Annotated in this window: 16 protein-coding genes; 1 reads left to right on the top strand and 15 read right to left on the bottom strand. The window is 44.2% G+C overall.

Going from position 1 to position 23,478, the window contains the following annotated elements; genetic code table 11:
• Both WC715_04905 and WC715_04900 read right to left on the bottom strand, forming a co-directional pair.
• On the bottom strand, nucleotides 1-6,084 hold a 6,084-nt coding region (locus WC715_04905), incomplete at its 3' end, for a SpvB/TcaC N-terminal domain-containing protein (GenBank protein MFA6171755.1).
• 136 nt (nucleotides 6,085-6,220) lie between these two features.
• Nucleotides 6,221-8,131 (bottom strand): alanine--tRNA ligase, encoded by a 1,911-nt coding sequence (locus WC715_04900; GenBank protein ID MFA6171754.1) that lies wholly within the window; start codon nucleotides 8,129-8,131, stop codon nucleotides 6,221-6,223.
• A 115-nt stretch (nucleotides 8,132-8,246) separates the two neighbouring features.
• Here WC715_04900 and WC715_04895 point away from each other — a divergent pair, with 115 nt between their 5' ends.
• Nucleotides 8,247-8,654, top strand: coding sequence for a hypothetical protein (locus tag WC715_04895; protein MFA6171753.1), 408 nt, complete (start codon nucleotides 8,247-8,249; stop codon nucleotides 8,652-8,654).
• A gap of 65 nt (nucleotides 8,655-8,719) precedes the next feature.
• Here WC715_04895 and mnmA read toward each other — a convergent pair whose 3' ends face one another.
• The 13 genes from mnmA to WC715_04830 all read right to left on the bottom strand — a co-directional run bounded on the left by mnmA (nucleotide 8,720) and on the right by WC715_04830 (nucleotide 23,478).
• On the bottom strand, nucleotides 8,720-9,973 hold the full coding sequence (gene mnmA / locus WC715_04890) for a tRNA 2-thiouridine(34) synthase MnmA (GenBank protein MFA6171752.1): 1,254 nt from the start codon (nucleotides 9,971-9,973) through the stop codon (nucleotides 8,720-8,722).
• Nucleotides 9,974-10,027: 54 nt separating this feature from the next.
• The gene (gene murF, locus WC715_04885; GenBank protein MFA6171751.1) at nucleotides 10,028-11,356 is read right to left on the bottom strand and encodes a UDP-N-acetylmuramoyl-tripeptide--D-alanyl-D-alanine ligase; all 1,329 of its coding nucleotides are present in this window, start codon (nucleotides 11,354-11,356) and stop codon (nucleotides 10,028-10,030) included.
• A gap of 55 nt (nucleotides 11,357-11,411) precedes the next feature.
• On the bottom strand, nucleotides 11,412-13,430 hold the full coding sequence (locus tag WC715_04880; GenBank protein ID MFA6171750.1) for a penicillin-binding protein 2: 2,019 nt from the start codon (nucleotides 13,428-13,430) through the stop codon (nucleotides 11,412-11,414).
• Between the two features lie 87 nt (nucleotides 13,431-13,517).
• Entirely contained in the window at nucleotides 13,518-13,847 is a 330-nt protein-coding gene (locus WC715_04875; GenBank protein MFA6171749.1) for a hypothetical protein, read from the bottom strand.
• A gap of 35 nt (nucleotides 13,848-13,882) precedes the next feature.
• Nucleotides 13,883-14,998 (bottom strand): 16S rRNA (cytosine(1402)-N(4))-methyltransferase RsmH, encoded by a 1,116-nt coding sequence (gene rsmH, locus WC715_04870; protein ID MFA6171748.1) that lies wholly within the window; start codon nucleotides 14,996-14,998, stop codon nucleotides 13,883-13,885.
• 11 nt (nucleotides 14,999-15,009) lie between these two features.
• A complete protein-coding gene (gene mraZ, locus WC715_04865; protein MFA6171747.1) occupies nucleotides 15,010-15,441 on the bottom strand; it encodes a division/cell wall cluster transcriptional repressor MraZ in 432 nt (143 codons plus the stop codon).
• A 247-nt stretch (nucleotides 15,442-15,688) separates the two neighbouring features.
• Nucleotides 15,689-16,183, bottom strand: coding sequence for a hypothetical protein (locus WC715_04860; protein ID MFA6171746.1), 495 nt, complete (start codon nucleotides 16,181-16,183; stop codon nucleotides 15,689-15,691).
• Nucleotides 16,184-16,350: 167 nt separating this feature from the next.
• Nucleotides 16,351-17,439 (bottom strand): Ser-Thr-rich GPI-anchored membrane family protein, encoded by a 1,089-nt coding sequence (locus tag WC715_04855; GenBank protein ID MFA6171745.1) that lies wholly within the window; start codon nucleotides 17,437-17,439, stop codon nucleotides 16,351-16,353.
• Nucleotides 17,440-17,557: 118 nt separating this feature from the next.
• A complete protein-coding gene (locus tag WC715_04850) occupies nucleotides 17,558-18,742 on the bottom strand; it encodes a glycosyltransferase family 4 protein (protein ID MFA6171744.1) in 1,185 nt (394 codons plus the stop codon).
• Between the two features lie 28 nt (nucleotides 18,743-18,770).
• The gene (locus WC715_04845; protein MFA6171743.1) at nucleotides 18,771-20,069 is read right to left on the bottom strand and encodes a hypothetical protein; all 1,299 of its coding nucleotides are present in this window, start codon (nucleotides 20,067-20,069) and stop codon (nucleotides 18,771-18,773) included.
• 84 nt (nucleotides 20,070-20,153) lie between these two features.
• Nucleotides 20,154-21,380: a glycosyltransferase family 4 protein gene (locus WC715_04840; GenBank protein ID MFA6171742.1), complete on the bottom strand. Its 1,227-nt coding sequence runs from the start codon at nucleotides 21,378-21,380 to the stop codon at nucleotides 20,154-20,156.
• A complete protein-coding gene (locus WC715_04835) occupies nucleotides 21,380-22,495 on the bottom strand; it encodes a radical SAM protein (protein MFA6171741.1) in 1,116 nt (371 codons plus the stop codon). Before WC715_04835 ends, WC715_04840 begins: the two co-directional genes overlap by 1 nt.
• The gene (locus tag WC715_04830) at nucleotides 22,492-23,478 is read right to left on the bottom strand and encodes a radical SAM protein (GenBank protein MFA6171740.1); all 987 of its coding nucleotides are present in this window, start codon (nucleotides 23,476-23,478) and stop codon (nucleotides 22,492-22,494) included. Before WC715_04830 ends, WC715_04835 begins: the two co-directional genes overlap by 4 nt.

Below are 23,478 nucleotides of genomic sequence, written 5' to 3'. Positions count from 1 at the left end.
CGAGTCCCAAATTAAATTAGTCCAGTTGGCCGAAGCGGCGATTTGGATGCGGTAGTAGAAGGCCGCGTCCCCGTTGTCCTGGTCGTTATATATGGCCGAGAATTCCGGAGTGGGGTCGATAACTGATCCCGGGTTTGTTTCGCCTTCGGTTTGGAGGGAGGAGGGGGCGGAAGGCGCGCTCGAATCGTCAAAATATACGACTTCCAGGTAGGGATCCTTGCTAGTGCCGGCTTCTTCGGAATAATACGCGTAGAAATAATTACCGGGTGAGGGCTCCTCGTCCTGCAGGTCGTGGCCATCGCGCAGGGCGAGCATAGTATTGCCGGATTTATTTATCCATCCCAGTCCGGTTCCATTCAGAGTAAAGCTTTTATATTCCCCGGTTGCCTGACCGGTAAGGTCTAGCCGGTCAGAGCCCTCGGTTGTTCCAACCTGCTCAAAGTCATCCGCCGTAAGAGTAGTGGTGGTCGCCTGGGAAGATTGGACTAAGACCATAAAATCGTTTCCATCATTATCCGCGTCATAAACGTACAGTAAATACATTTTCATTATGGCCGAATTGATAACCGCGTTTTCCGGAAGGGCGGACGTGTCAACCGGAAAAAATCCCCTTAACACGCTGCATGTCGAAGATACAAATGATGAGCCGGCGGCATAATCATCAGTTACTGTCGGGCCGGCAAAACTACCCATAGTCTCATTCCGGCAGCGGGTCCAGGTTGAGTAGCCGTCGCTGGAAACCCGGCCGTCCCCGGCTCCGGAATAATAGCTTACGGTCGCGTCAGTTCTAACCGGGAAGTTAGCTTCTTTTAACCAGCTTACCGGTATTTTTTTCGTAAGATAAATTCCGTCGCTCTTAATCTCATAAAAAATTTCGATATTTTTACTATTGATAATTTCCGAGCCGTCTTTGGCGTAAGGCGCCCAGATATATGATTTTATTCCGTCTTCGTCAACAACTTCCGCCCCTTCACCAGTTAAAATACTGCCTGCCTCGCTTAATTTTTTGCCAGCGGCTATTATATCGATTTTTTTATTGGAAGTAAGCTTAAAAGGAATTTCATAATATTCTTTTCCTTTAAGGCTGCCGAGGGAGGCTAGGTTATTAATTACCGCTTCCTTTATCAGCGCTTCGTTATTCAGGCTGATTGACAGATCGATACCTTTCCCGAGGGCGTCTTTATATACAGCCTGCTTATCAGTCCACTTCCCTTCGCTCGTCTTTTCCGCTTTAATATTTAAGCCGTCTTTTCCCAAAAGCGAAAAAGACAGCTCACAGCCCTGATTAATAAAAGTTACAAAGTCATTTTCCAGATTCTTTTTCAGCCGGGCATGGTAGCTGGCTTTTTCCATCCTCCAGCCTTCCTCGCCGACAGGAAGGCCGCCGCCATCTTCAATTAAAGAAGTGTCGATTTTTTCAAAGCTTGCCGTTTGCCCGTCGTAATAGTTAATATCTCCGCCGTAAAAATTCCCCCTAACTATTCTTTTGCCGTCAGGGGCATAGCCTATGAGATAGGATTCGCTTTTTCTATCCCTCTTATCTATTAATTCCACCGGATTGTTTAAAGTAATTGAGCCGTCGGAATTGGCTATTGCCAAACCGTCCCGGACTAATTCGCCGCTAGGTACAGACTCCGGCGGACTTTCAACCAGACTCATGCCTTCTCCTAAAAGCCCCATTTCTTCATACTGGCGCTTTAGGGTATATTTATTCGTTAGCCGGTAGAGCTTATCCGGGTCATAACTAGCGTAGGTTACGTTTCCATTATTATCTTCTTTAAAAGCAACCTGCCCCAAGGGAGAATAGTCATAATCCAAAACCACGTCCGCGTATTGGGCCTCCCCGGCCTCTTTTTTTAAAACTTTCTCCAAAAGGCCCGCGGAATTGTACTCGTATTTTATTTCCGTTTCATCCGGGAGTATTATTAAGGCTTGGTTTGCCTGGCGGTCGTAATCGTACGTCGTTTCATAAGTAGTCGTTGCGATAGTTTTCCTTTCGCTTAAAACCAGGCCCAGCGGATTATATGACAAATTCAATACGCTGGCCGTAGTTGTCGCCGAGCAGAGCCTTCCCTTTCCATTTAAACAGGCATCATAGCCATAGCTTGTTTCGGTTCCGGCTTGGCCGGCGTAATTTTCAGTCAAAATTCGGTTAATATCATCGTAAGCGTAATTTACGGTTTGCGATTTCGGATCCAAGGACGAATCAAGATTGCCTGAATCGTCAAAAGTATAGGTCCAGGTTCCGTAAGTCCCGTCCCCAGCCGCGTGCAAGTCTTCGGCCGTTAGCCTTCTTCCTAATCCGTCATAAGTGAAGTTTCGGACGTTGCCCAGCGCGTCGGTAATCTTTGTAAGGTTATTTAAAAGATTATATTCGTAATAAGTCGAATAGGTAGAGGTCGCGTTATGCTCATCCACCCGGACTAAATTATCATAAGCGTCTTTGTAAAGGCCTTTTTCTTTCTCTTCGCCGTCAATTACGGTTACCTTCCAATCGTCATAGGCGCTGGTGGTTGTCGCTATGCTATTCACTACAGCCATTACTCTTTGAAGCGGGTCATAAGAATAAAGGATATGCAAAGTACTGGTCGCGGTCATCGGCGTTGAGCTGGCTCCGGAGATAAAATAAGGCAAGGTCTCTTTATCCAATAATCCGCGGCTATTGTAGGCGTAATCTTTTACCGAATAAATATTTTCTTCTTCGGACTTTTTTCTTTCCTGAATTTTCCGGCCGAATCCGTCAAGATAGGTATAGCTTTCAACGCTCGAACTGGCCGTAAGATAGTCGGTCTTCTTAATCATCCGCGGCAGGCCGGTATCGTCATACTCATAGCTGGATTTTAAAACCAGGGTGGACGGCGTATCAATATCCGGCTGTTTCTCTTCGATTACCCGGTCGAAAGCATCCAAGACTATTTCAAAAGCGCGCCCATTGGGATCAATCGTCTTAATCGGTTTTCCCGAAGAATAGTCGTAATAATACCCGGTTGATTGGCTAAGCGGGTTGGTAGAAGTGGCGACCATTAAATTACTGCTGTCATAAGTAAAGCTGGCCGCTTTGTCCCTAGGGTCTTTTTCCTCGGTTATAAGGCCGTAGCTATTATAGGTTTTTTCTATATCAACATAACTGGTTCCGGTTTTCCATCTTTCTTCTTTGGTTAAATTTCCCCGGCTTACGCTTCCGAAAGCCAAGCTATCATAATAATATTTCGTTTCCCGAACTTTGTTTCCGCTTTGGTTTTCCAATAGTTCGCGCGAAGGCAGGCCGACAATATTCGGAGTCGTACTGGCTATATAGCTGATAGTCGTTGAAGCCAGATCGGTTCCGGTATCGGCAAATCCGCCGCTTCCGGTTATGGAGTTAACCTCGCCATAATCTATTTTATTGGTAATATTTCCGAAACTGTCGTATTGGAAAGCGCTGGCTTTAGCCCTATAGCTTTCGTTGCCGTCATAATCAATAGTTAACGCGCTAACCAGCTTGGGGAAAAACCGTCCGTCTCCCAAATCTGTTTTATCGTATTTATTTATCCGCAGTGAATACAGGTTGCCGTTCGCGTCATAAGATTCTTGGCGGTATATTTTTCCCTTTTTCGAAATATGGTCTTCGAATTCTCCGGTCGAAGAGGCGGTTTCGTTTCCCTGATGGAAAAATTCAAGGGTATAATTGCCTTCGCGGTCGGCAGTCTTTATTTCATTAAATCCCCTGAACTCCCAGCTGAAAGGATCGTCCTCTTCCCGCAGATGAGCGCCGCCCTCGTAAGAGTAAGTATTTTCCTCCTTTTTTTCCTCCCGGTCGTAATAGCTGATTTTTTCCACGACAAACATGTCGCTTTTCATTTTGGAATTATTATCATACGACTTGGCGTTTTTATAGCTTATATCGACTTCCCCGCCGGTATTGTTTTTAACTTTCTTTAAAGTGTAAGGAGGCTGGGCGGTATTGTTTCGGTATAGTTCCCGGGAACTGCTTATAATATCGGTAAAGCCGTCATTATTTTGATCAACAAACCAGTGATGAACGGGATATATTGGATTAAGGCCTTCACTCCAATCATCACCGGCTTCGGACCAGCCGTTTTTGCCGTTGCTGAAATAAAATTTTTCAGTTGACGTTGCGCCCTGCGTAATTAAATCCGTAAGCCCGTCCCCGTTAATATCGGCGAACATGAAAGGCAAGGTATTTCCCAGATAATCAGTGTTTTGTCCGGGCACGAAAAAACTTTCTTCTCTCCAGTCTTCGGATCCGATTTGGGTTATTAATTTTCCCGCTCGCTGGCTATTCCATTCGATAATATCGCTTAAGCCGTCATTATTATAATCCAAAAGCCTGGTATTATTGCTTTCGTAGATTTCAGGCCCTTGGCCAGAAGCGCTCCAGCCGGTTGTCCCGTTATTGTATATAGGAGCTATATAGCAGGTAGACCCGCCGCACCCGCTATAGCTAAAAGTATCAGCCAATCCGTCAGCGTTAGCGTCGGCGTAGATAACCGCGCCATTAGGAGGATAGTAAGCGTACCAGCCCGAACTGCTTTGCCGGCCGCCCCAATCGTCCGTTTTGTTATTAATATAAACATCAAGCAATGAATAATTATTAAAGCTTAGGAAATCGGCGTATCCGTCATTATTAATATCTAAAAGCAGGTTATTCCGGTGATCATACAAGCCTTCCTCATAAGGCATTTGCCAGTTATCCGTGTAATTCCACCAAGCGCCGGTATTATTCAAGTAGCTCTTTACCACCGTCTTGCCGCTTTCCAGCCGGGAAAAATCATCATAGCTGTCAGCGTTTAAATCTCCCCAAATATAAGGTGAAACCGGGTTAATATCAAAAGGGTAGCCGGAATTGTTATTATAATAATCCCAGCCGGTTCCTCCGTCATTATATTCAAATTCAATTTCGGGAAGGCTTTCGAAGGCGCTTCCGTTCCAGCCGAACTCCTGGATAGAGGTTAAAAAATCATAGCTGATTAAGGATTTGGTTCCGTAATCAAGCCGGTATTCTTTAATGGGATCGTCATTATTTTCCCCGATAACCGTAACCGTTATTTTATCGACCCGATAGCGGGTATTCACTTCGGCTCCGCTTGAATATGAATAATTGCTGGCCGGAGTGGAAGTACCTGTTGCAAAGGGCTCAAAGCGGATTAAATATTTTCCCTCTTCTTCGCCATGCTTCGTATATTCGATCTCTTCCGGATAAATTTGCCCCGAATCTTTATGATAAGAAAAACTAACAAAATTGCCGTTAGTATCCTCTATTTTATCCAGCATCCATTTATAAGTATAGCCGGTCGGATTCTGCCGGGAACCGGCGCTCTGGCCGTAATAATATTTAGTTCCCCGGGTATCGGTTACGAGCCAGCTATCGTTATCTAAAAATTCATACTTGAAAAACGCTTCCTCGGCCTTAGCCCCGTATTGGCCGTGCGTGCTGTCGGTTAAATCAACCGGTAAAAGGGTGCTTGTGCCGCCGTTAAAATTCAGCTTGAATTCGTTTAAGCTGTATATGTCTTCAATTCCCTTCCTTTTTTCCCGCTCAACATATCCCCCGGTATTCAGCTCCCACCCGTAACCGGCAATCGAATCGGCCGCCCGGTTTAGCTGGGAATAAATTAAATTAATTTCCGGCTCTATTCCGTTTCTCCCTTTGGGAATTTCAAAATGGTAGGTGTAATTTAGAGCGCCGTTAGTTTGCTTTAAGTCGCAATTTTTGCAAAATGTATTTTCGCCGTTCCTATCAACCGGCAAATCCGGATCTTCATCCAAAGTTAAAGCTTCTTCTTGCGGAGCGGCTTCCGGGACAGCTTCGTTGTTTTCGGTATTATTATCAGCCGGAGTCTCCGCGTCAACCGGACTGCTTTCTCCATCTGGATTTTCATTTCCCAGTCCAATAATTTCATTATTTTCGGTAGTATTATTATCCGGCGGTAGATTATTATCGCTTGCGCCAGCCTCGCTCTCCCCGGCCGCTGGTTCGGCTGGAATTTCTTCGGCTCCTAAAGCCGGCTTGAAAATAATAAAAGTCCCCTGAAAAATAAAGGTGAAGAGAAAAAAAATGGTAAATATTCTCTTATGAAGCATATATTATAAGAAATCATATCACATGGATGAGTCGCGCCGCAAGATGCCATCCTGCCCTAAAGCTATAAATTCGTTTGACAATATAAATACCCGCTGAAGACAGCGGGTATTTATATATTTGAGCTTAAATGAAAATTTATTCCAAAACCGCCTTAATCCTCCTAACTCCGGCGGATGAGCTTTCTTCTTTTTGGATTTTAAATACCCCCAGCTCGCCGGTATGCTCTACGTGCGGGCCGCCGCAGATTTCCATTGAAAAGACGTCCCCGTCTTTCCCGATTGTATAAACTTTCACCCGTTCGCCGTATTTGGATTCAAAAACTCCGAGCGCGCCTTTTTGCTTGGCTTCATCCAGGGTCAGCTCTTCCATTATGACCGGATAATCTTTTTTAATCGCTTCATTTACCAAGTCTTCCACTTGCTTAATTTGCTCCACCGTCATTTTTTCCGGATTATTAAAATCGAGGCGCAAACGGTCGGCGGTAATATTCGATCCCTTTTGATAGATATGGTCGCCCAGCACTTTTCTTAGCGCGGCCAGTAAAAGATGTGTGGCCGTATGGTATTTCCTTGATTGTTCCCCGGCATCCGCCAGCCCGCCTTTAAACATTCCGGCTGAAGCGGTACGGGACAGCTCCTGGTGCTTTTCTAATTCTTTTTTAAAACCTTTTTCTAGCTGTAATTTAAATTCTTTGTCATCAATATACATTCCTACTTTAAATAGTTCTTCTTCAATCATTTCAAGGGGAAAACCATAAGTCTGGTATAAATCAAACGCAATCTTTGCATTAGCCTTATTAAGAATTTCGGGGTCTTCGCGGTCACCCAGTTCTTTTATCTCTTTCCATTTTATCCCTTGCATTACTTTAAGCCCCTTGTCCAGTGTTTTTGTAAATTTAGCTTCTTCTTCATTCAATTGTTCAATTACATAATCAATATTTTTCCTTATTTCCGGATAAATATCGCCCAGGTCGTGAGCCACGACTTTAGCAATTTCTTTAGTCCAAGGGGTTTCCGTAATCCCGAGCATTTTTCCGTAGCGCACTGCCCGTCTTATTAAACGGCGGACAATATAGCCGGCCCCGACGTTCGACGGGGTTATGCCTTTGTCATCGCCGATTATGAATGTCGCGGCTTTAAGATGGTCGGCGACAATCCGCATGGCTTTATTTATTTCATCTGATTGGCCGTATTGTTTTCCCGACAGCTCGGAAATTCTTTTAAACTCATTGGCGAAAATTTCGGTTTCAAAAACATTGGCTTTGCCCATTAAAACAGTCAGGGTGCGCTCTAGCCCCATGCCGGTATCAACATTCGCGGCCGGCAGTTTTTCGAATTTGCCCGGTCCGGTCTTATTGAATTCCATGAACACGTCGTTCCAGATTTCAATAATCCTTCCGCGGTCAACTTCTTCGTCAAAGGTCAGCTCAAGCGGCCCGGCCTCCGGACGGACGTCGTAAAACATTTCCGAGCAAGGTCCGCACGGTCCGGTCTCGCCAGCCGGCCCCCACCAGTTATCTTTAGTGGCCAAAGGAAAAATCCGATAATCCACATTACTGGCGATGGGTTTATTATAATCGCACACATCAGCTTTCATTCCTACGCTCTCGTACATCCTTTTCCAATGCCCAATCGACTCTTCGTCAATCGGAGAATCGTCATTGCCCATGAATACAGTAACAAAAATTCTTTTCGGATCAAGCCCGAGCCATTCTTTACTCGTCATAAATTCCCAGCTCCATTCAATCGCTTCCTTTTTAAAATAGTCGCCTAAAGACCAGTTGCCGAGCATTTCAAAAAAAGTTAAATGCCGGTTGTCGCCGACGTCTTCAATATCAGTCGTCCGAATGCATTTTTGGCAATCAGCGATTCTTTTCCCTAAGGGATGCTTTTCGCCCATTAAGTAAGGCACAAGAGGATGCATGCCGGCGGTCGTAAATAAAACCGTCGGGTCGTTTTCCGGAATTAAACTTGCTGAAGGGATAATCGCGTGCCCTTTGGATTTAAAAAAGTCTAAATATTTTTGTCTTAGCTCTTTTGAGGTCATAGTTTTATAGCTATTATATAGCGTAAATTTATTCAACTATAGCGAATTTTATTAGTTTTGACAAGAGTTTGTTATATTGATATAATTTTAAAATATCCACATCTTTTATAATTATATGGATAACGCAATTAATAACGAAATTGGCAACGGAGAAAGTAACTTAGACATTGATGCCCCGCTGACTCTTAAAAATATGGCGGGGTACATGACTGAATTTACCGATCAGGTTCTTTTGCCTGCCATAAAAACCATCGTAAAAGAAGAAGTAAAAAATGAAACAAAAGATATTAGAGAAAAAATGGTTACCAAGGAGGAACTCAAAGCAGAACTAAAAGACATAAGGGAAAAAATGGTTACCAAGGAGTATGTTGATAAGTTGGTAACCAAGGAAGACCAAATAACAAAATTACTAAAAAATAACGAAGCTGAACTTTCTGCTTCGCTCGGAGCCAGAAAAAGACAAGAGGAAAAAATTGATGACCATGAAGCGAGGATTAAAGTATTGGAAGGCAGCCGGGCTTAAAATTAATTAGTCTTTAAAATTCGCCTCGCGGCCTGGCCCGGGCGTTTTTTTATTAGCGAGATTTATCACCCGATTATACCCCCGCCCAAAACCTCTTCGCCTTTATAAAAAACTATGCTTTGGCCAGGCGTTATGGCGCGCTGGGGTTTTTGAAATTTAACTTTAAGAGTTTTACTTCTGTTAGTTTTATTATTACCCTTTTTCCTTAAGCCAGGTTTAAGGCCCGCCTTCATAACCGTGCACTTTACCGGCGCGTGGCGGTAGCGGATTACGGCTTCGCATTTAAAAGGCATCTTTGGAATAATGCCGGAAATCCAGTTCACGTTTTTAGCCGTCAGTTCATCTTTATATAAAATCGGGTCGTCAAAATCTTTTACTACGTATAAAATGTTTTTCTTAACGTCAAACCTAGCGGCATAATACGGCCCGGTTCCGCCAATCCTTATTTCCCTCCTTTGGCCAATGGTATACAAAGGCAAGCCTTGGTGCTTTACCTCTTCTTTGCCGGATTTCAGCGCCGACACAGTCCGCCCGTAATTTAGCGTCTCCTTGCCCTTTAATTTTTCCGCGCCCTTTTCCGGTTTTTCGATCAGCATGATCGGCCCGGGTTTAAGCTTTATATGCTTGCGCAAAAATTCGTTATGCTGGATAGCCCGGCCGCCTGTCCGCCGAAGAGGCGGGTTACAGTAAAGAAAACAGATATCCTGGCTTTCGGATTTAATATAAGGCAGGCCAGCTTCATCGGCAATTTTCCGCACCTCATCTTTATCAGCCATATCTCCCAGCGGAAATAATACACCCGCCAGCTGCTTCTGCGTCAGCGTATACAAAAAATATGACTGGTCCTTGTCTTTAAACTTTGCTCTTGATAATTTAATGGCTTTGGGCGGTTTAACGAGCGCCGGCGCACTCTGGTCGTTAATTGATAATTGATAATTTGAAATTGAAGACTGAACATAATGCCCGGTCGCTAAAAAATCTCCGCCCAAATTCCGCGCGGCCTTCAAAAGTTCGCCGAACTTAATTCGCTGGTTGCATCTAACGCAAGGGTTAGGAGTCTGGCCCTTTTCATAGCTGGAAATAAAATAATCAATGATTTCTTTCTTGAATTGTCTGGATAAGTTAACCACCCGGAATTTTATCCCCAGTTGTTTAGCCGCTTTCCGCGCCGCGCTTTCAGCCTGGGGATTGGCTCCGGACAATTTCATATAAATACCTTCCGCCTCAAAGCCGGCCCTTTTTAAAAGAAGAGCGGAAACTGATGAGTCCACTCCTCCTGACATAGCGACAATAACTTTTTCTTTTTTCTTTTTTGTCATGCCTGTTATTTTACCGGCTTTATTCTACATCCCTCCCGCCGCCCGTGTCCAGTCTTAAGCCCAGTCTTCACCCTGCCGGACTAAAAGTTCTCCGGCGCGCAAAGGATCAGCCATTAATTCTTTAACGACCTTTTCCATCCGAACGGCCTGCGAGCCTTTGACTAAAATTATATCGCCTTCTTTTATCCTTTCTTTCAAGAAAACGGCGGCGGTTTCATTGCCGGAAAAATGAAAAATAAAATCGTCGCTCATTCCGGCCTGCTTCGCGCCCCGGGCAATATCTCTTGACCTTTCTCCAACGACGATTAATTCATCAATTTCCAATTCCGCGATTTTTTCCCCGACCTCTCTGTGTCCGGCTTCGGTATATTCTCCTAGCTCAAGCATATCGCCGAAAACCGCGTAGCGCCGGGCATTTTTGCCGGGCATTAGCTTTGACAGAACCTCTAAAGCTTCCAAACTTGATTGAGGAGATGAATTGTAAGTGTCGTCTAAAATTAATGTCCTTTTAACGCCGGGGATAAAATTCATTCTTCCTTTAGGATTTTTGTAATTCTTCAAAGCGTCCGTTATTTCAATTAAATTCATCCCGTAAATTATACCGGCCGCCGCTCCGGCCAGACAAGCATAAATGGCGGATTGTCCCGCCACTCCTTCTAAAATAACCGGTACGGCCGAACCTTTATAGAGCATCTTAAAACTTAGCCCGTAGCTTTTTGCGCCAAGTTCCGGCTTTTCTCGGCCTTCCGCGTCTTTATCGTTTTTACGAGCATCAATCTTCATCAAATTTATTTCCGAGGCCTGCAAGTCGGCTTTTTCATGGATGCCGTAAGAAATATAATTAGCTTTAACGTCTTTGGCGATATCCTTAATCCGCTCATCGTCAAAATTCAATACCGCCCAGTTGGTTTTTTCCAGCTCGCGGACAATTAAAGCTTTTTCTTTTTTAATCCGGTCAACGGTTTTAAACGCCTCAAGGTGGGATTCGCCGATCCGGGTTATCATCCCGATTTTACATTTTACTATTTTTAATAGATAGGCGATGTCGCCCGGCTTGTCGGCGCCCATCTCTAAAATCATTACTTTAGGATAATCTTTATCGGTTTGGGAAGTAAGGGCTAAGGCCCGGCTAAAAACCTTGAACCAGCCGAAAAAATCTTTGCCTTTCGCCTCTTCGCCGATCAAAGTCAAAGGCAGGCCGATTTCATTATTATAGTTTTTAATGCTTCTGCGGACGGAAAATTTATTTTTGAGCACGATAAAAACCGCCTCTTTAGCGCTCGTTTTCCCGACGCTTCCGGTAATGCCTATCACGTCGGGCTTATATTTCCGGAAAATCCGCTTTCCTTGTACTTTTAGTATATATTGTATTAACGGCTTCATATTAATATTATACCACGATTTTTTCTTTTTCTTCATGAACGAGCCAGAGAAATAATCACTTAACCTCTCTTGTCGCCGGCACCTTGTAATAATGCAAAATATATTCGGCAATCTCCCCGAATAAAGGCGCCGCCGAAGACTCGGCCCATTCTACGTCGCGCGGGTGGTCGATTTTTACGATCATAACGAACTTCGGGTCATCCGCCGGCGCGAAACCGGCGAAAGAGCCGACATGCGAATTCCCTTCATACCCGCGTCCATCCTTTCTTGGGATCTGGGCGGTTCCGGTCTTGCCGGCGACATAATAGCCTTTGACGCCGGCCATTTTCCCGTGGCCGTTCTCTACGACATTCACCATCATGCCTCCGGCTAAAGTCGCGGCGCGGGAGGAAATAACTTTTCGGACTTCTTTCGGGCCGGCCGCTATCCTCTTCCCGTCCGACTGGACTATCTCTTTGACAATATAGGGTTTCATCAAACTGCCTCCGTTAGCTATGACTGCGTAAGCCGCGACCATCTGCAGAGGAGTAACGCTTATTCCTTGCCCGAAAGATCCGGTAGCGGCATAAAGGTCGCTATTCATTTTGGATGAAAGGTTGCGGATATCGCCCTTGCTCTCCGACTCCAATTCAATTCCGGTCCGTTCGCCAAAGCCGAAATTTTTAACATACTCGGAAAAAATTTTCGGCCCGACCTGGCGCATAGCGAAAATAGCTCCAGTATTCAAAGACTGTTCTAATACCTTGGTCATACTGCAGACGCCATGGGCCTTCAAGTCGGAATTTTTTATTTCATATTTGGCGATTTTTACCACTCCGGTATCGGTGTAGGTGGTGTCGGGCGTTATTTTTTCCTGGTCGAGCGCTATGGCCATAGTAATTGATTTGTAAATTGAGCCCGGCTCGTATTGGTCGAAAACTCCTGAATTATTATAACTGCTGATATTTTGCACGTCGTTATAATTGTTAGGGTCGAAATCCGGTGCCGAACACATAGCTAAAACTTTTCCGGTTTTCGGCTCCAAAATTATCACCGCTCCGCCGTCGGCTCCGTGCCGCGCGACCGCCGCGTTCAATTTTTGGCAAGCGGCAAACTGGATGTTCCGGTCAATAGTAAGGACAATATCGGCTCCCGTAACCGGCTGGTTGTATTGGCGGTCATTTATTATTATTAAATCGCCGACCGCGTCCCTTTCAGTTTGAAGCGACCCCGGTTTCCCGGATAGCTCTTCATTAAAGTATTCTTCCAGTCCGTAGCGCCCTTCTTTTCCGTCGCCTTCATAACCGACAAAGCCCAAAATACTGGAGCCGATATTGCCTTCCGGGTAATAACGGTACGTTTCCATCGCGTGTCCGAACCCGGCGACAATCAATTCGGCTTCTTTGCCTTCCCGCTTAACATACAGCTTATTATTTTTAATTTCCAGCTCATCCAAACTAAAATTCCGCCCTTCGCTTTGTTCCAGGGCAAGATATATTTGCTTTAAAACATCTTCGTCGACTTTTTTCTTGACGGCTTCGTAGGGGTCGTTATCTTTGGAAAGAGTTTTTGTATAATTAGCTATCCCTTTTTCTTCGCGGGTTTTAAGATCGGCTTCTTTTTTCATTTCCAGGTATTCCTCGTCAACGGCCTCATTTTTTTCTTCTTTTTCTTTTCTTATCTTATCGATCTCCTCGCTGGCCTCTTTCTCGTTCGCGGCGCGGTCAAAAAGATCGTATAATATTTTTGCTTTTTCCGCCGCTTTCTCGGCCGGAATTTCAACCGGTTTAGCGTAGAAAGTCGCGAAATCCTTATTGGTCGCCATCGGATAAAGCTCTTTTTTCCCGTCTTCCCCGGAATCTTCGATAAAAATCCTTCCGCGGGCGGCCAGAAGCTTCTTGAAAACATCATGCTGGTTTGACGCCAGGCCGGTATAATATTCGCTTTTGGCTATTTGCAGATAATAAAGCTTATAGAGGATGCCGCCGGCTAACAAAAAAATAATCGCCAGGAGTATATTCGCGCGATTATTTTTTTTAGCCTTTTCATTCCTGTCTGGCCGGGCGGAAGATTTGTTTTTTTTCCATTCCTTCATGTTTTTCTGTTTTTCAATTTTGTTTTATCCGTCCCGCCCCGCTCATTGCGGGGCAGGACGGGGCACGACAAGCATGTTATATTGGTTTCATCTTTTGGCTACGCCCATTTGAGGCGTAATATAATCGATTTTATCAGCTTTTACCAAGCCTAGATTTTTTATTTTTTCATTAATATAAGCATAGGATTCAAGCTGCATGGTTTTTAGCTCTAATTCGGCGTTTTCGGTATTTAAATCGTTTACTTTCTTATTTATCTCGCTTAGTTCAAATCCTTTGATTGAAAGCGAATTGACCCCAAAAAGGTAAAAGCCGAACGTGGCGGCAACCGAGGCCGCGATGACCGTGTTTATAAGTTTTAAATTTAACAGTTTTTTCAACTTTCCCGAAACTAATAGCTTTTCCTTAAATGAGGACATAGTTGGTTAATTATCGAATATAAATTGTTAATCGGTTAAATCCGTTCCGCCGCCCTTAATTTCGCGCTTCTGGAACGGGGATTTTCTTTAGCTTCTTCAAACCGGGGAATTATGACTTTTTTCGTCAAAATTTTCAGTTTTCCTTTCCCGGGTTCGGATTTTTTGAAAGCCTCTTTTTTAAAGAAATTCTTTACAATCCGGTCTTCAAGGCTGTGGTAGGAAATTACGACTAGCCGTCCGCCGGGTTTTAGAGCTTCTACCGCCTGGGGCAAAACTTCTATCAGGCTCCCAAGCTCATCATTAGTGGCGACGCGCAAAGCCTGAAAAATTTTTGTCGCCGGATTAATTCTTCCGTTCCGGTAAAAAGCCGGAACCGCGCTTTTTATTATATTTACCAGCTCTCCGACAGTGGCGATTCCTTCACCGCCCGATTTTTTTATTTTTTTTCTAATCTCAACAATCTTTTCGGCAATCCGCCAGGCAAACCTTTCTTCGCCGTATTCCTTGAATATTCTTGCCAGCTCTTCCTTGGGCCAATTATTCACTATATCTTTAGTGGAAAGGCTCTTTTCCGCCTCTTCTTCCCGCTCATCTTCCGTCCCGTCCGCGCCGCCTCTTCCGTCTTCTGCTTTCTTATCCGGCGGAAGGCCGAAAGCCATATCTAGCCGAGACGCGTCCACCTGAAAAGAAAATCCTCGATTTTGATCTTTGAGTTGAGCGCTTGATAGCCCAAGATCAAATACAATACCGTCAAACCGAGCACCCTGGCCTGCCTTACCGTAAGGCAAGACTGGAAAATTCTCCTTAATAATTTTGGAAAGGCTCCTAAAATTCGCATGGGATAAAATAATATTTTTGAACTCTTTTTTTTGGATTATATTTTTCGCGTTCTCTATCGCCATTTCGTCCGCGTCAACCGCCAGCACTTGTCCATCATCGCCAACGCGCTTCGCGAGCTCTATTGTATAGCCGGCGCCGCCCAAGGTGCAGTCAATAAATCTTCCGCCCGGCCCTGGCTTTAAAAATTCTATCGCTTCTTTTAAAAGTACTGGGATATGATGATAGCTTCCGTTAATATTGCCTTTATCACTCCCGGTATCCTCATTCGCGTTTTCTTCCGCCGGCTTCCCGCCTGACATGTCATTCGCCATAACGGTTTTAGTTAGATGCCCAGGCTGGCCATAGCTTCGGCGATTTCATTACTATTCGATTCTGTTCCTTGTTTATATTTTTCCCAGGCCTCATCATCCCAAATTTCCAGCCGGTCGTACAATCCGGCGACAATCGTTTTCTTTTTAAGACCGGCATACTTTCTCAAGTACTCGGGCAAAACTATCCGGCCTTGCGAATCAAAGTCTACGTTCATAGCGCCGGCCAGCATCAGCCGCGCGAAAGCCCGCGCTTTGGCCTGGCTTAAAGGAAGAGCCGCCAATTTGATTGCCAATTCTTTCCAGGTATCCCGCGGATATAAGGACAAGCAATTATCCAATCCCCGGGTGACTACCGCGCCTTTTTTTAAGAGCGCCCTAAATCGAGATGGTACTGCCATCCTGCCTTTGTCATCAATGTTGTGAGAGTATTCGCCGATAAACATAATCACTTTAGAAGCTCTTCGTTAAAATTCACCACTTTTCACCACTTTTCACCATCATGTTTCCACTATACACCATAAAATGCCATCTGTCAATCCTCTTCCCCACTCTATATATCAGCTAACATTAAAATAATTTTGGCATTTTTAAAACCCTTCCGGGTTTTCCACAGAAGGGTTTAAAAAATATCTGATTTTTTTTGTTTATAATTTCAAGTTATTCACAAAGTTATCAACAGTTAATCCACATTTATGAGTTTTTAAAGGTTATATTGGGTTCTTTGCCATACTCGGCTTTAACAATATGGATTTTTTTACTTTTCGGCTTGTTTGTTTTTCCGTCCGGCTTAAATTTTCGAGCTCCGGTATTTCTTTTACCGCCCTCTTCTATTTCGCCTTCTCTAACTCCCCTAACCCGAATCCCTAAAGCATAACCCAAAGCGTTAGCGGTAACCACGCCGATTCGTAAAGATGTAAAGCTTCCGCCTTTATTTGCCACGGCGATTTCTTTTATATCTTTCAAGCCCGGCTTTCCTTTTATTATTTTAACCCCCGGTTTTTTTCCTTTGCGCGCCTTAGCCGCCAGCCTTTTATCCGCAAACATTTTATCAATCAAAGGTAAAAGTTTTTCCGCTTGGGCGTATCGCGCACGAACTTCCTTGCCAGCAATCTTCTTGCCATCCTTAAAAATCCCAATTTCGATTTTTGTTGAGTCGTTTTTTATTGTATTGATATATAATTTCATAATTAATATGAGCGAGAGCCCCGCAGGATGCGGGACGAGCGAATGAATTTATATCTTAAGATATAAATTGAATATATAACAAAAAAGCGTCAAAGACAAGAAAAGGCCGCCTGCTGACTAATCGAAAATGTCAGCGGCGGCCCGTAATGGCAGATATCTGCCGTTAGCTATTGGATAGTGAACTTGGCACTTTGGGCAGATACTCCGCCCGTCCTTACCTCCGTAATTAACACGGAGTAATCAGTGCCGGCCACTAGGCTCGCGGCCGGTACCCAGTAAATGAATCCAAGGCCTTGGTTTCCCGGAGGAAAGGCGGTATGTATGTCTGCCACCTTCACAGCCCCTTTGAAAAGTTCTATTTTTACGTTCCCGCTCATCCCGCGGGCGCTCCAGGACACGTAAGCGCTTGTGCCCTTTGTAACTTTCGTCCCCGCCACAGGAGTTTCGATGGCGATTTTTACGTCGCCAGCCAGGGTGAATGGCTTGTCGCTAAAATCATAAACCCCGCCTCCGGTAATTCTCAATTGGTAGCTACCGGTGGGAAATTTACTTCCCGGGGTCCAGAAATAGCTGGTCCCCGTGGCCGACGAAGTAATCCGGCCCTTAAAGGTTCCCCCTTCATAGAGATCAATATAGACCGACGAGATTGTCGGTCCCTTCTCCCATTTAATTTCAATTGGGGAGCCAGCCGACAAGCTCACCGCCTTATTGGGATAAACGACGGTCAGCTTTGGTAGCTTTGTCAGGGTATACTTCAAAGTAACGCTCTTTCCAGCGTTACTCGCGTACCCTAACGCAACACCCAGGGCTCCGCTGGCTTCGGTAGCAGTGCACGACAATACGATCGTGACGCTCTTGCCGGCGGCAAGCACTGCGCTTTGCCTGGCGCTTATCGTCCAAGGCGAGGCGTTTTTGTACAACATCGCCTCGACCGCGATATTCGCGGAGGCAGTGCCCGACACCCAGGTAAGGGTCAGGCTGAAGCGATCGCCGGAAGCGTAGCTCTCGACGCTGTCCCGCCCAAACCCCGTGGCGTAAGCGTTAGCCGACGCCGCGATACTCGAAAAACCGAAACTGCCTGTTCCCGCGGCGGTTCCGTTTAATGGCCACTCGTTATAACCCAGCGCTTCTGATGCAAACGCCAGGAATCCCAGGGATAAAAAAACTGCCAGAATCTTCTTCATTTTTTTCCTTTCCTTCATTTCATGGTTTACGGCAAAATCTGAACTCGACGAGAAAACCGATTCATACGACAAATATCCTTGATTCCAAACGCAACCGTCTGCAAAGGCGGGCTGGCGCTTGAAAAATAAAAAGAGCTGACAAACAATTCAACCCTCCAACGAAAAAAAATATATAAAACTATTGAACTGATTATTTCCACCTAAAAGCGACTTTTTTGATTGCCTTAAAAACAAAAAAACTATTAAAAAACGATTTCTGCTTTAAACTCATAGCTTCATGGTAAACGCTTATTACATCTTCAATATTTTCTTCCCAATCATAATGCTTTACCACCCGCTTTTTTGCCTCCTTGGCCAGCTTATGGATTACTTTTGGATTGGCTAAAGCAAACTTTATCTTTTCCTTTAAGTCATCGGTATTTTTATTTATAAAAGTCAGTCCTCTACCGCCTAAAGCGTCCAAATTTCCCCTAATATCGCTAACCAGAACCGGCAGATCAAAAGACATTGCCTCTAATAAGGCGATTGATAAGCCCTCAACTTCGGAAGCCTGGACAAATAAGCAGGCGTTGGAATAAAGCTCATCCAGCTCTCTGCCGGAAAGGTTGCCGGTGAAAATTATTTTTTCATTGCCGCCGGACTTTCTTTCAAGCTCCCCTATATATTCTCCGTTAAAAGCTCCATCGCCGGCGATCACCAGCTTTTTATTGGTTTTTAATTCATTATAAGCGCCAATAATATAATGTATGCCCTTAACCGGGACCAGGCGCGAGACTGACAAAATATACCCATCCTTATCTAACCCCCACTTGGCTTTAATTATCTTCGGCAGTTTTTTCTTCCTCATCATTACCGCGTTGGGGATATATTCGCTTAAGACATTATATTCTTCCGCTGTCCTTTTCTTTAATGATTCGGAAATGGCGATTACTTTATCGGCAAATTTGCAGCAGGAATACTCGCCGAATTTCAGATACAGCCGGGCAAACAATCCCCATTTCTTATGGAGATAGCATTGGCTGTGGAAAGTAGCGACAATCGGAGTGCCTGGCTTAAAAATTTTTATTAGCCAGATCAAGGAAGAGGGGCCGATTGAATGAAAATGGACGATATCGATATCCTTTCTAAAAATTACGTCCAGGCAGGCCATAAATGTATGGGTAATAGCGTCCAGGCTTTTGGTTTTGATATTCGGCAGGCTAACCAGTTTAACGCCTTTATAAGCGCCTAGTTTCCTTTCAGTATAGTTTGTCCGGGTATAAACAATTGCTTCATGGCCGCGCTTAACCAGGCGGATGGAAAGCTCCTCAACATGCTTTTCCACGCCTCCGCCTTTGGCTGGCATCCCTTTTTGTCCGATAAATGCTATTTTCATATAATTTGCTCGCGCCTCATCTCTTAATCTATTCCAAGGTAAAACCGAGGTTATAGCTTATGCCGGTGTAGGCGCCGGTAACCCTTATGTCGGTTTTTAACGGCCTCTCTTCGGGCCGCAGGTTGACGCAAGGCACCTCGGTTACAATGCTAAACCTCCCCTTCTCGCCCGCAACAGTCTCCACCCGTTTATATACTAAATCAATATAAATCTTTTCGAATTGCCCGTAACCTCCGCCGTGGATGGCGATAAGGCTTCCGCTCGGAGCCCGGTCCTTGTCAATTCCCAAATAAACTTTTTCCACCGGGCTGAAGGTTTCTTCCCTTGAACGGTAAAAGCTCGCCAGGTCTAATTTTTCATCGAATATCCCGATATAAGAATTGCAGAAAGCCACGATATAACTTTTGCCGGACACTTCCAGAACTTTCATCCCCATCGCCCAGCCGTATTGCACGGGGAGCTTGTCAATATTTACCCAGTCGGCCGCGGTTAAACCGGACCGATCAAGTTTGACTATCCCTTTCCCGTCGGAAAAATAAACATACTTGCCTCCGGGTATCGCGTCCGCGTCATAGCCCATATTCGAGGTATGCTTAAATGAGCCCACGATTTCCGCGTCATAGTCAAACACTATCACCCGCTGGTCATCGACCGCGTATATATAATCTCCGGCGTACACTTTCCGGTTCAGCGCGCTGTTTGTCTTTATCGGAACTTCGCCGGTAATCCTTCTTACGGCAGTGTCAAAAATTTCGGCCTTATCCTCTTTTACGTTAATAATAAATCTTCCGTCAGCCGAAAATCTTATATTATAAGGGTTGTCAATATTGGTTATTTTGAAACTGTCGATAATCTCAAGGTTGTCATTCCAAATTTTAGTTTCTTTGGTGCCGATAGTTACGATTCTCGCGCTGGACTTTTCGAAGCCGGAAATCCATCCGTCGTTCGAATTGTCCTTAACTTTTTTAATAAAAATAGGGTTATAAACGTCGCCGATGTTATATTTGTATAAGTATCTTCCGCTGGTTAAGTAAACATTAAGGCTGCCGTTTTCCTCGCTAAATTTCAAATCGTAAAATTGGGAATCCTCCAGCGGTTCGGGCCTTAAGGTGCTGGTTTTAACGAGGCCGTTATTACCCCATCTAAACAATTCAAATTTGCCCATATTGGTGGAACCAACAATTATTTGGCCATTATAAACCGCCGCGTCTCCTGAATAATACGAGCTTACTCTGGCTTGGCTTGTAGGCACCGAAAACATCCCAAGGCTGGCAGAGCAGATTATGATAGAAATTATTATTATTTTCACGGATTTTTTGACTGTCATAGTTTTTATTGATTATTTGATTATATTGAAATTCGCTAAAACCTTAACATAAACACAGCAATATTTCAAGAATCCCGGGTTAGCTTAATAATGCTTTAATTTAGCAAATATTAGCGAATTATACATCTTGACTAATTCCTCATAATGTTTTTTAGTATTAAAGTTTTTTATACTGTCTCTCGCCTTTTGGCCCAGCATTGCATTTTTCTCGCTAACGGCGCTATCTATTTTTTCCGCTAATTCGTTAATATTGCCAATTGAAAAAAGATACCCGCTAGATTCATCAACTATCCTTTCCGGGATTCCTCCGGTTTTTGAAGCGATAATCGTTTTACCGGAAGCCATTGATTCTAATAGGCTATAGGGCATATTCTCCGGCCAAAGTGAAGGGATAACAACCGCTTCAGCGCCGCTGATCAGTTTTTCAAGTTTTTCGCCATTTTGAAACCCGAGAAATTCGATTCTCTTAGTGAGCCCCAAAGCATCAGAAATCTTCATTAAACCATCCTTAAGCTCTCCCTCGCCGGCAATTTTTAGTTTAATGCCGATTTTTGTGCGGCTAAGCGCTCTTATTAAAACATCAATTCCTTTCTCTTCAGACAGCCGGCCGAAATATAACAAATACTCTTCATTTACTTTTTCAGTCCCATTACTGTCTTCCCGAGCTTCAATCGGGTAAACCAAATCGAATATTTTTTCCGAAGAAATTCCGGAACTTACGGCGATATTTTTCATGTAAAGGCTCGGCGCGTGGAACGTATCAACTTTCCCGTAGGCCATAAGGAAAAATCTTTGCCAATAAAACTCCAGCATGCCCAGCGCGCTTTTCAGATAAGATTCTTTAATGCATTTATCTTTCAAACAGTTATAATAATTTCCGTTCAGGCATTTGCGGCAATGCGCGCGCTTATTATAAAGCGTTCCCTTGGGGCAGAAGGCTTTAAAATCGTGCAAAGTCATAACTACCGGGATTCCCCTTTTCTTCAAAAGATTGATTATCGCCGGGCCTAATTGCCGGTCGATGTTATGCAAATGGGCTACGTCCGGCTTAAAGTCATTCATTAGCTTATCCAGCTTGTTTACCGCGTCATGGTTATAAAATATTTTAATAATGCTCTTTAGGCTGAATTTATCAAGCTCAATCTTTTCCGTAAAATATTTCGCGTATTTTGACTCCAGGTTTCGCTCGTGTTTCATGGAAAAATGCGCCACCTGGTGGCCGTTATTCTCCAATATTTTTGACAAGCCGAAAAAGTAGCGTTCGCTTCCGCCTCTTAAATAAAAATATTTGTTGATCTGTAAAATTTTCATTAGTTTACTTTCGATAATTTATATAATTGCTTTAGGCCGCTTTTAAGCATATCGCCAAGCCGCGGGCGGTACATACAGCCCAAAAGACAATTTTCGGGGCACGAGAGGCTGGAGATTACCGCTTCTTTTCTTTTATCGCTTGCTAAAAATTCTTTAAGGCTCGCGTTTTTCAAATCCCCAATTACGCCGTATTTACAAAACATTATTTCGCCCCGGGGGAAAATACTTATCTGGTCCAAGCCGGAAAAGCATATTTTTTTTATGTTTCTCCTGCCCTGAAAATATTGTTTTATATCAGCTAAGTGCTCTTCGCTATTTAGTATAATTTCCGGACTGTCTCTTTTTATTTCCATGATTTCATCCAAAGACTTTTCCAGTTCGCCGTAGTTTTTCTTCTTCACCCATAAAGGATAATGGCTTTCCAGATAAGCCGCGTCATTCGAATGGGCGTAATCATACGGATCGTAAGGCTGGATAAAGACAACCGCGTTTTTAGTCGCGGCCATTTTTACTACCGCCGGCGCTTCGCCCAAATTTTCGCCGGTCAAAGTAAGGTTAATTTTTAGTAAGATGTTGCGGTAATTATTGGTTTCAAATAATTTAAGGACGTTCTCGGTTCCGGAAAACGCGCCGCCGAATCCGCGCAGTTCATTATGCCGCTCCCCTAAAGCGTCAATTGATAGAGAGATATGCCCGCCGCCGATTTTATCATACTCGCCTAAAAATTCGCGGGTAATAAGACTGCCGTTGGTGGCTACGTGCGTATACATGCCTTTTCGGCTAGCGTGAGCCAGAAGGCGCAACAGCTTGTCCGAGTAAATTAACGGCTCGCCTCCGGAAAAACCGATTTCTTTTATTCCGGCGCCGGCCATTTCGTCCATTAGCTCGAGCATTCGGGATTCGGAAATATATTCTTCCGCCTTTTCTTCCAGCCCGATTTTCCACTGCGGGCACATCCCGCACTGAAAATTACACTTACTGGTCATAAAATAATACGCCCGTTTCGGATTGGGCATTTTAATTCCTGACAGTAAAAAGAAGCGGGTCGCGAGATCCTGCGTTATCCGGTTAAAACCGATTCTTATATATTTTTTAACTCTGACGGCGCTTATCATATAATTCTTTTTAGCTTATTGGCCGCGATCCAAAGCCCAACCCTCGGCCAGTTCTTTTTCATTGCCTGCCGAACCGCGCACATCACCCATTTTTCTCCGAATTTTCCCGCCCTCATTTCTTTCCTGAATTTTCGCGCTTCGGCTGAATTCCAAATTGATTCAAGCGGCTCATTTTTTAAGTTTCCGATTTTGACGCCGATAAGATGATTAGGATAAACCTCCCCGCCGGCAGAAATAAACAATGAGTCTAGGCCGGCCTGCCAGGGAAGGATATTCTTTTTATATAACAAATAATTTTTTAACCCGAAGCTGAAATAAGCTCTTAGCCACTTCTTAATATTATTGCTTCGCAGTTCCGAATTTATAACATAATCCAAGCCTTGATCGATCTCGTCCTTTTTTAATATTTCGTTATCACTCTTTTTAAAATAGCTTTCAGAACTCTGAACCAGGCCGATAGCGAATTGAATCTTCATCTTTTTTGCCAAATCGTAAACCAAGGCAATCTCTCCGACGTTTTTGTCCATAGCGGTAAAACCGATGCCTAAATTTTTTACCCCCATGGCTTTTAGTTCGTTAATGGCGGCCATCGCCTGATCGTATGCACCAATAAAGCCCCTGATCTCGTCGTGCACTTCCCGCCTGCCGTCGATTGACACTCTAACGCCGATTTTCGGGTCAATTTTTAAAATCTCCGCCATTTTCTTCGTTATTAGGGAAACCGCGAAGCCATTGGTGGAAATAATAATTTTTGCCTTAGGGCTAATTTCCTTAACGGCTTTTATGATTTCGGTAATCTGCGGATGCAAGAATGGCTCGCCTCCGCTAATATTTACGTATCTTAAATCCGGGCTTAGATTGGAAAAAAATTCCAGGGGCAATTCCTCCGGATTTTCCACAGCCCAAATATTGCACATCGCACAGCGCAAGTTACAGCGATAAGTTATGGCAATGGTTAAATCTTTTGGAATGGCCTTATTCAT

The organism is Patescibacteria group bacterium, assembly GCA_041661505.1.
Taxonomy (GTDB): Bacteria; Patescibacteriota; Patescibacteriia; order Patescibacteriales; family JBAZCA01; genus JBAZCA01.
Note: the sequence above shows the minus strand (reverse complement) of the source record. Positions and strands in the feature narration are given on the sequence as shown.

Bases quoted from the DNA above. Each gene is read 5' to 3' on its own strand.
- murF (MFA6171751.1), bottom strand. From the start codon at position 11,356: ATGAAGCCGTTAATACAATATATACTAAAAGTACAAGGAAAGCGGATT.
- WC715_04830 (MFA6171740.1), bottom strand. From the start codon at position 23,478: ATGAATAAGGCCATTCCAAAAGATTTAACCATTGCCATAACTTATCGC.
- WC715_04900 (MFA6171754.1), bottom strand. From the start codon at position 8,131: ATGACCTCAAAAGAGCTAAGACAAAAATATTTAGACTTTTTTAAATCC.
- WC715_04845 (MFA6171743.1), bottom strand. From the start codon at position 20,069: ATGACAGTCAAAAAATCCGTGAAAATAATAATAATTTCTATCATAATC.
- WC715_04860 (MFA6171746.1), bottom strand. From the start codon at position 16,183: ATGAAATTATATATCAATACAATAAAAAACGACTCAACAAAAATCGAA.
- WC715_04880 (MFA6171750.1), bottom strand. From the start codon at position 13,430: ATGAAGGAATGGAAAAAAAACAAATCTTCCGCCCGGCCAGACAGGAAT.
- WC715_04840 (MFA6171742.1), bottom strand. From the start codon at position 21,380: ATGAAAATTTTACAGATCAACAAATATTTTTATTTAAGAGGCGGAAGC.
- WC715_04835 (MFA6171741.1), bottom strand. From the start codon at position 22,495: ATGATAAGCGCCGTCAGAGTTAAAAAATATATAAGAATCGGTTTTAAC.
- WC715_04895 (MFA6171753.1), top strand. From the start codon at position 8,247: ATGGATAACGCAATTAATAACGAAATTGGCAACGGAGAAAGTAACTTA.
- WC715_04850 (MFA6171744.1), bottom strand. From the start codon at position 18,742: ATGAAAATAGCATTTATCGGACAAAAAGGGATGCCAGCCAAAGGCGGA.
- rsmH (MFA6171748.1), bottom strand. From the start codon at position 14,998: ATGGCGAATGACATGTCAGGCGGGAAGCCGGCGGAAGAAAACGCGAAT.
- WC715_04875 (MFA6171749.1), bottom strand. From the start codon at position 13,847: ATGTCCTCATTTAAGGAAAAGCTATTAGTTTCGGGAAAGTTGAAAAAA.
- mnmA (MFA6171752.1), bottom strand. From the start codon at position 9,973: ATGACAAAAAAGAAAAAAGAAAAAGTTATTGTCGCTATGTCAGGAGGA.
- mraZ (MFA6171747.1), bottom strand. From the start codon at position 15,441: ATGTTTATCGGCGAATACTCTCACAACATTGATGACAAAGGCAGGATG.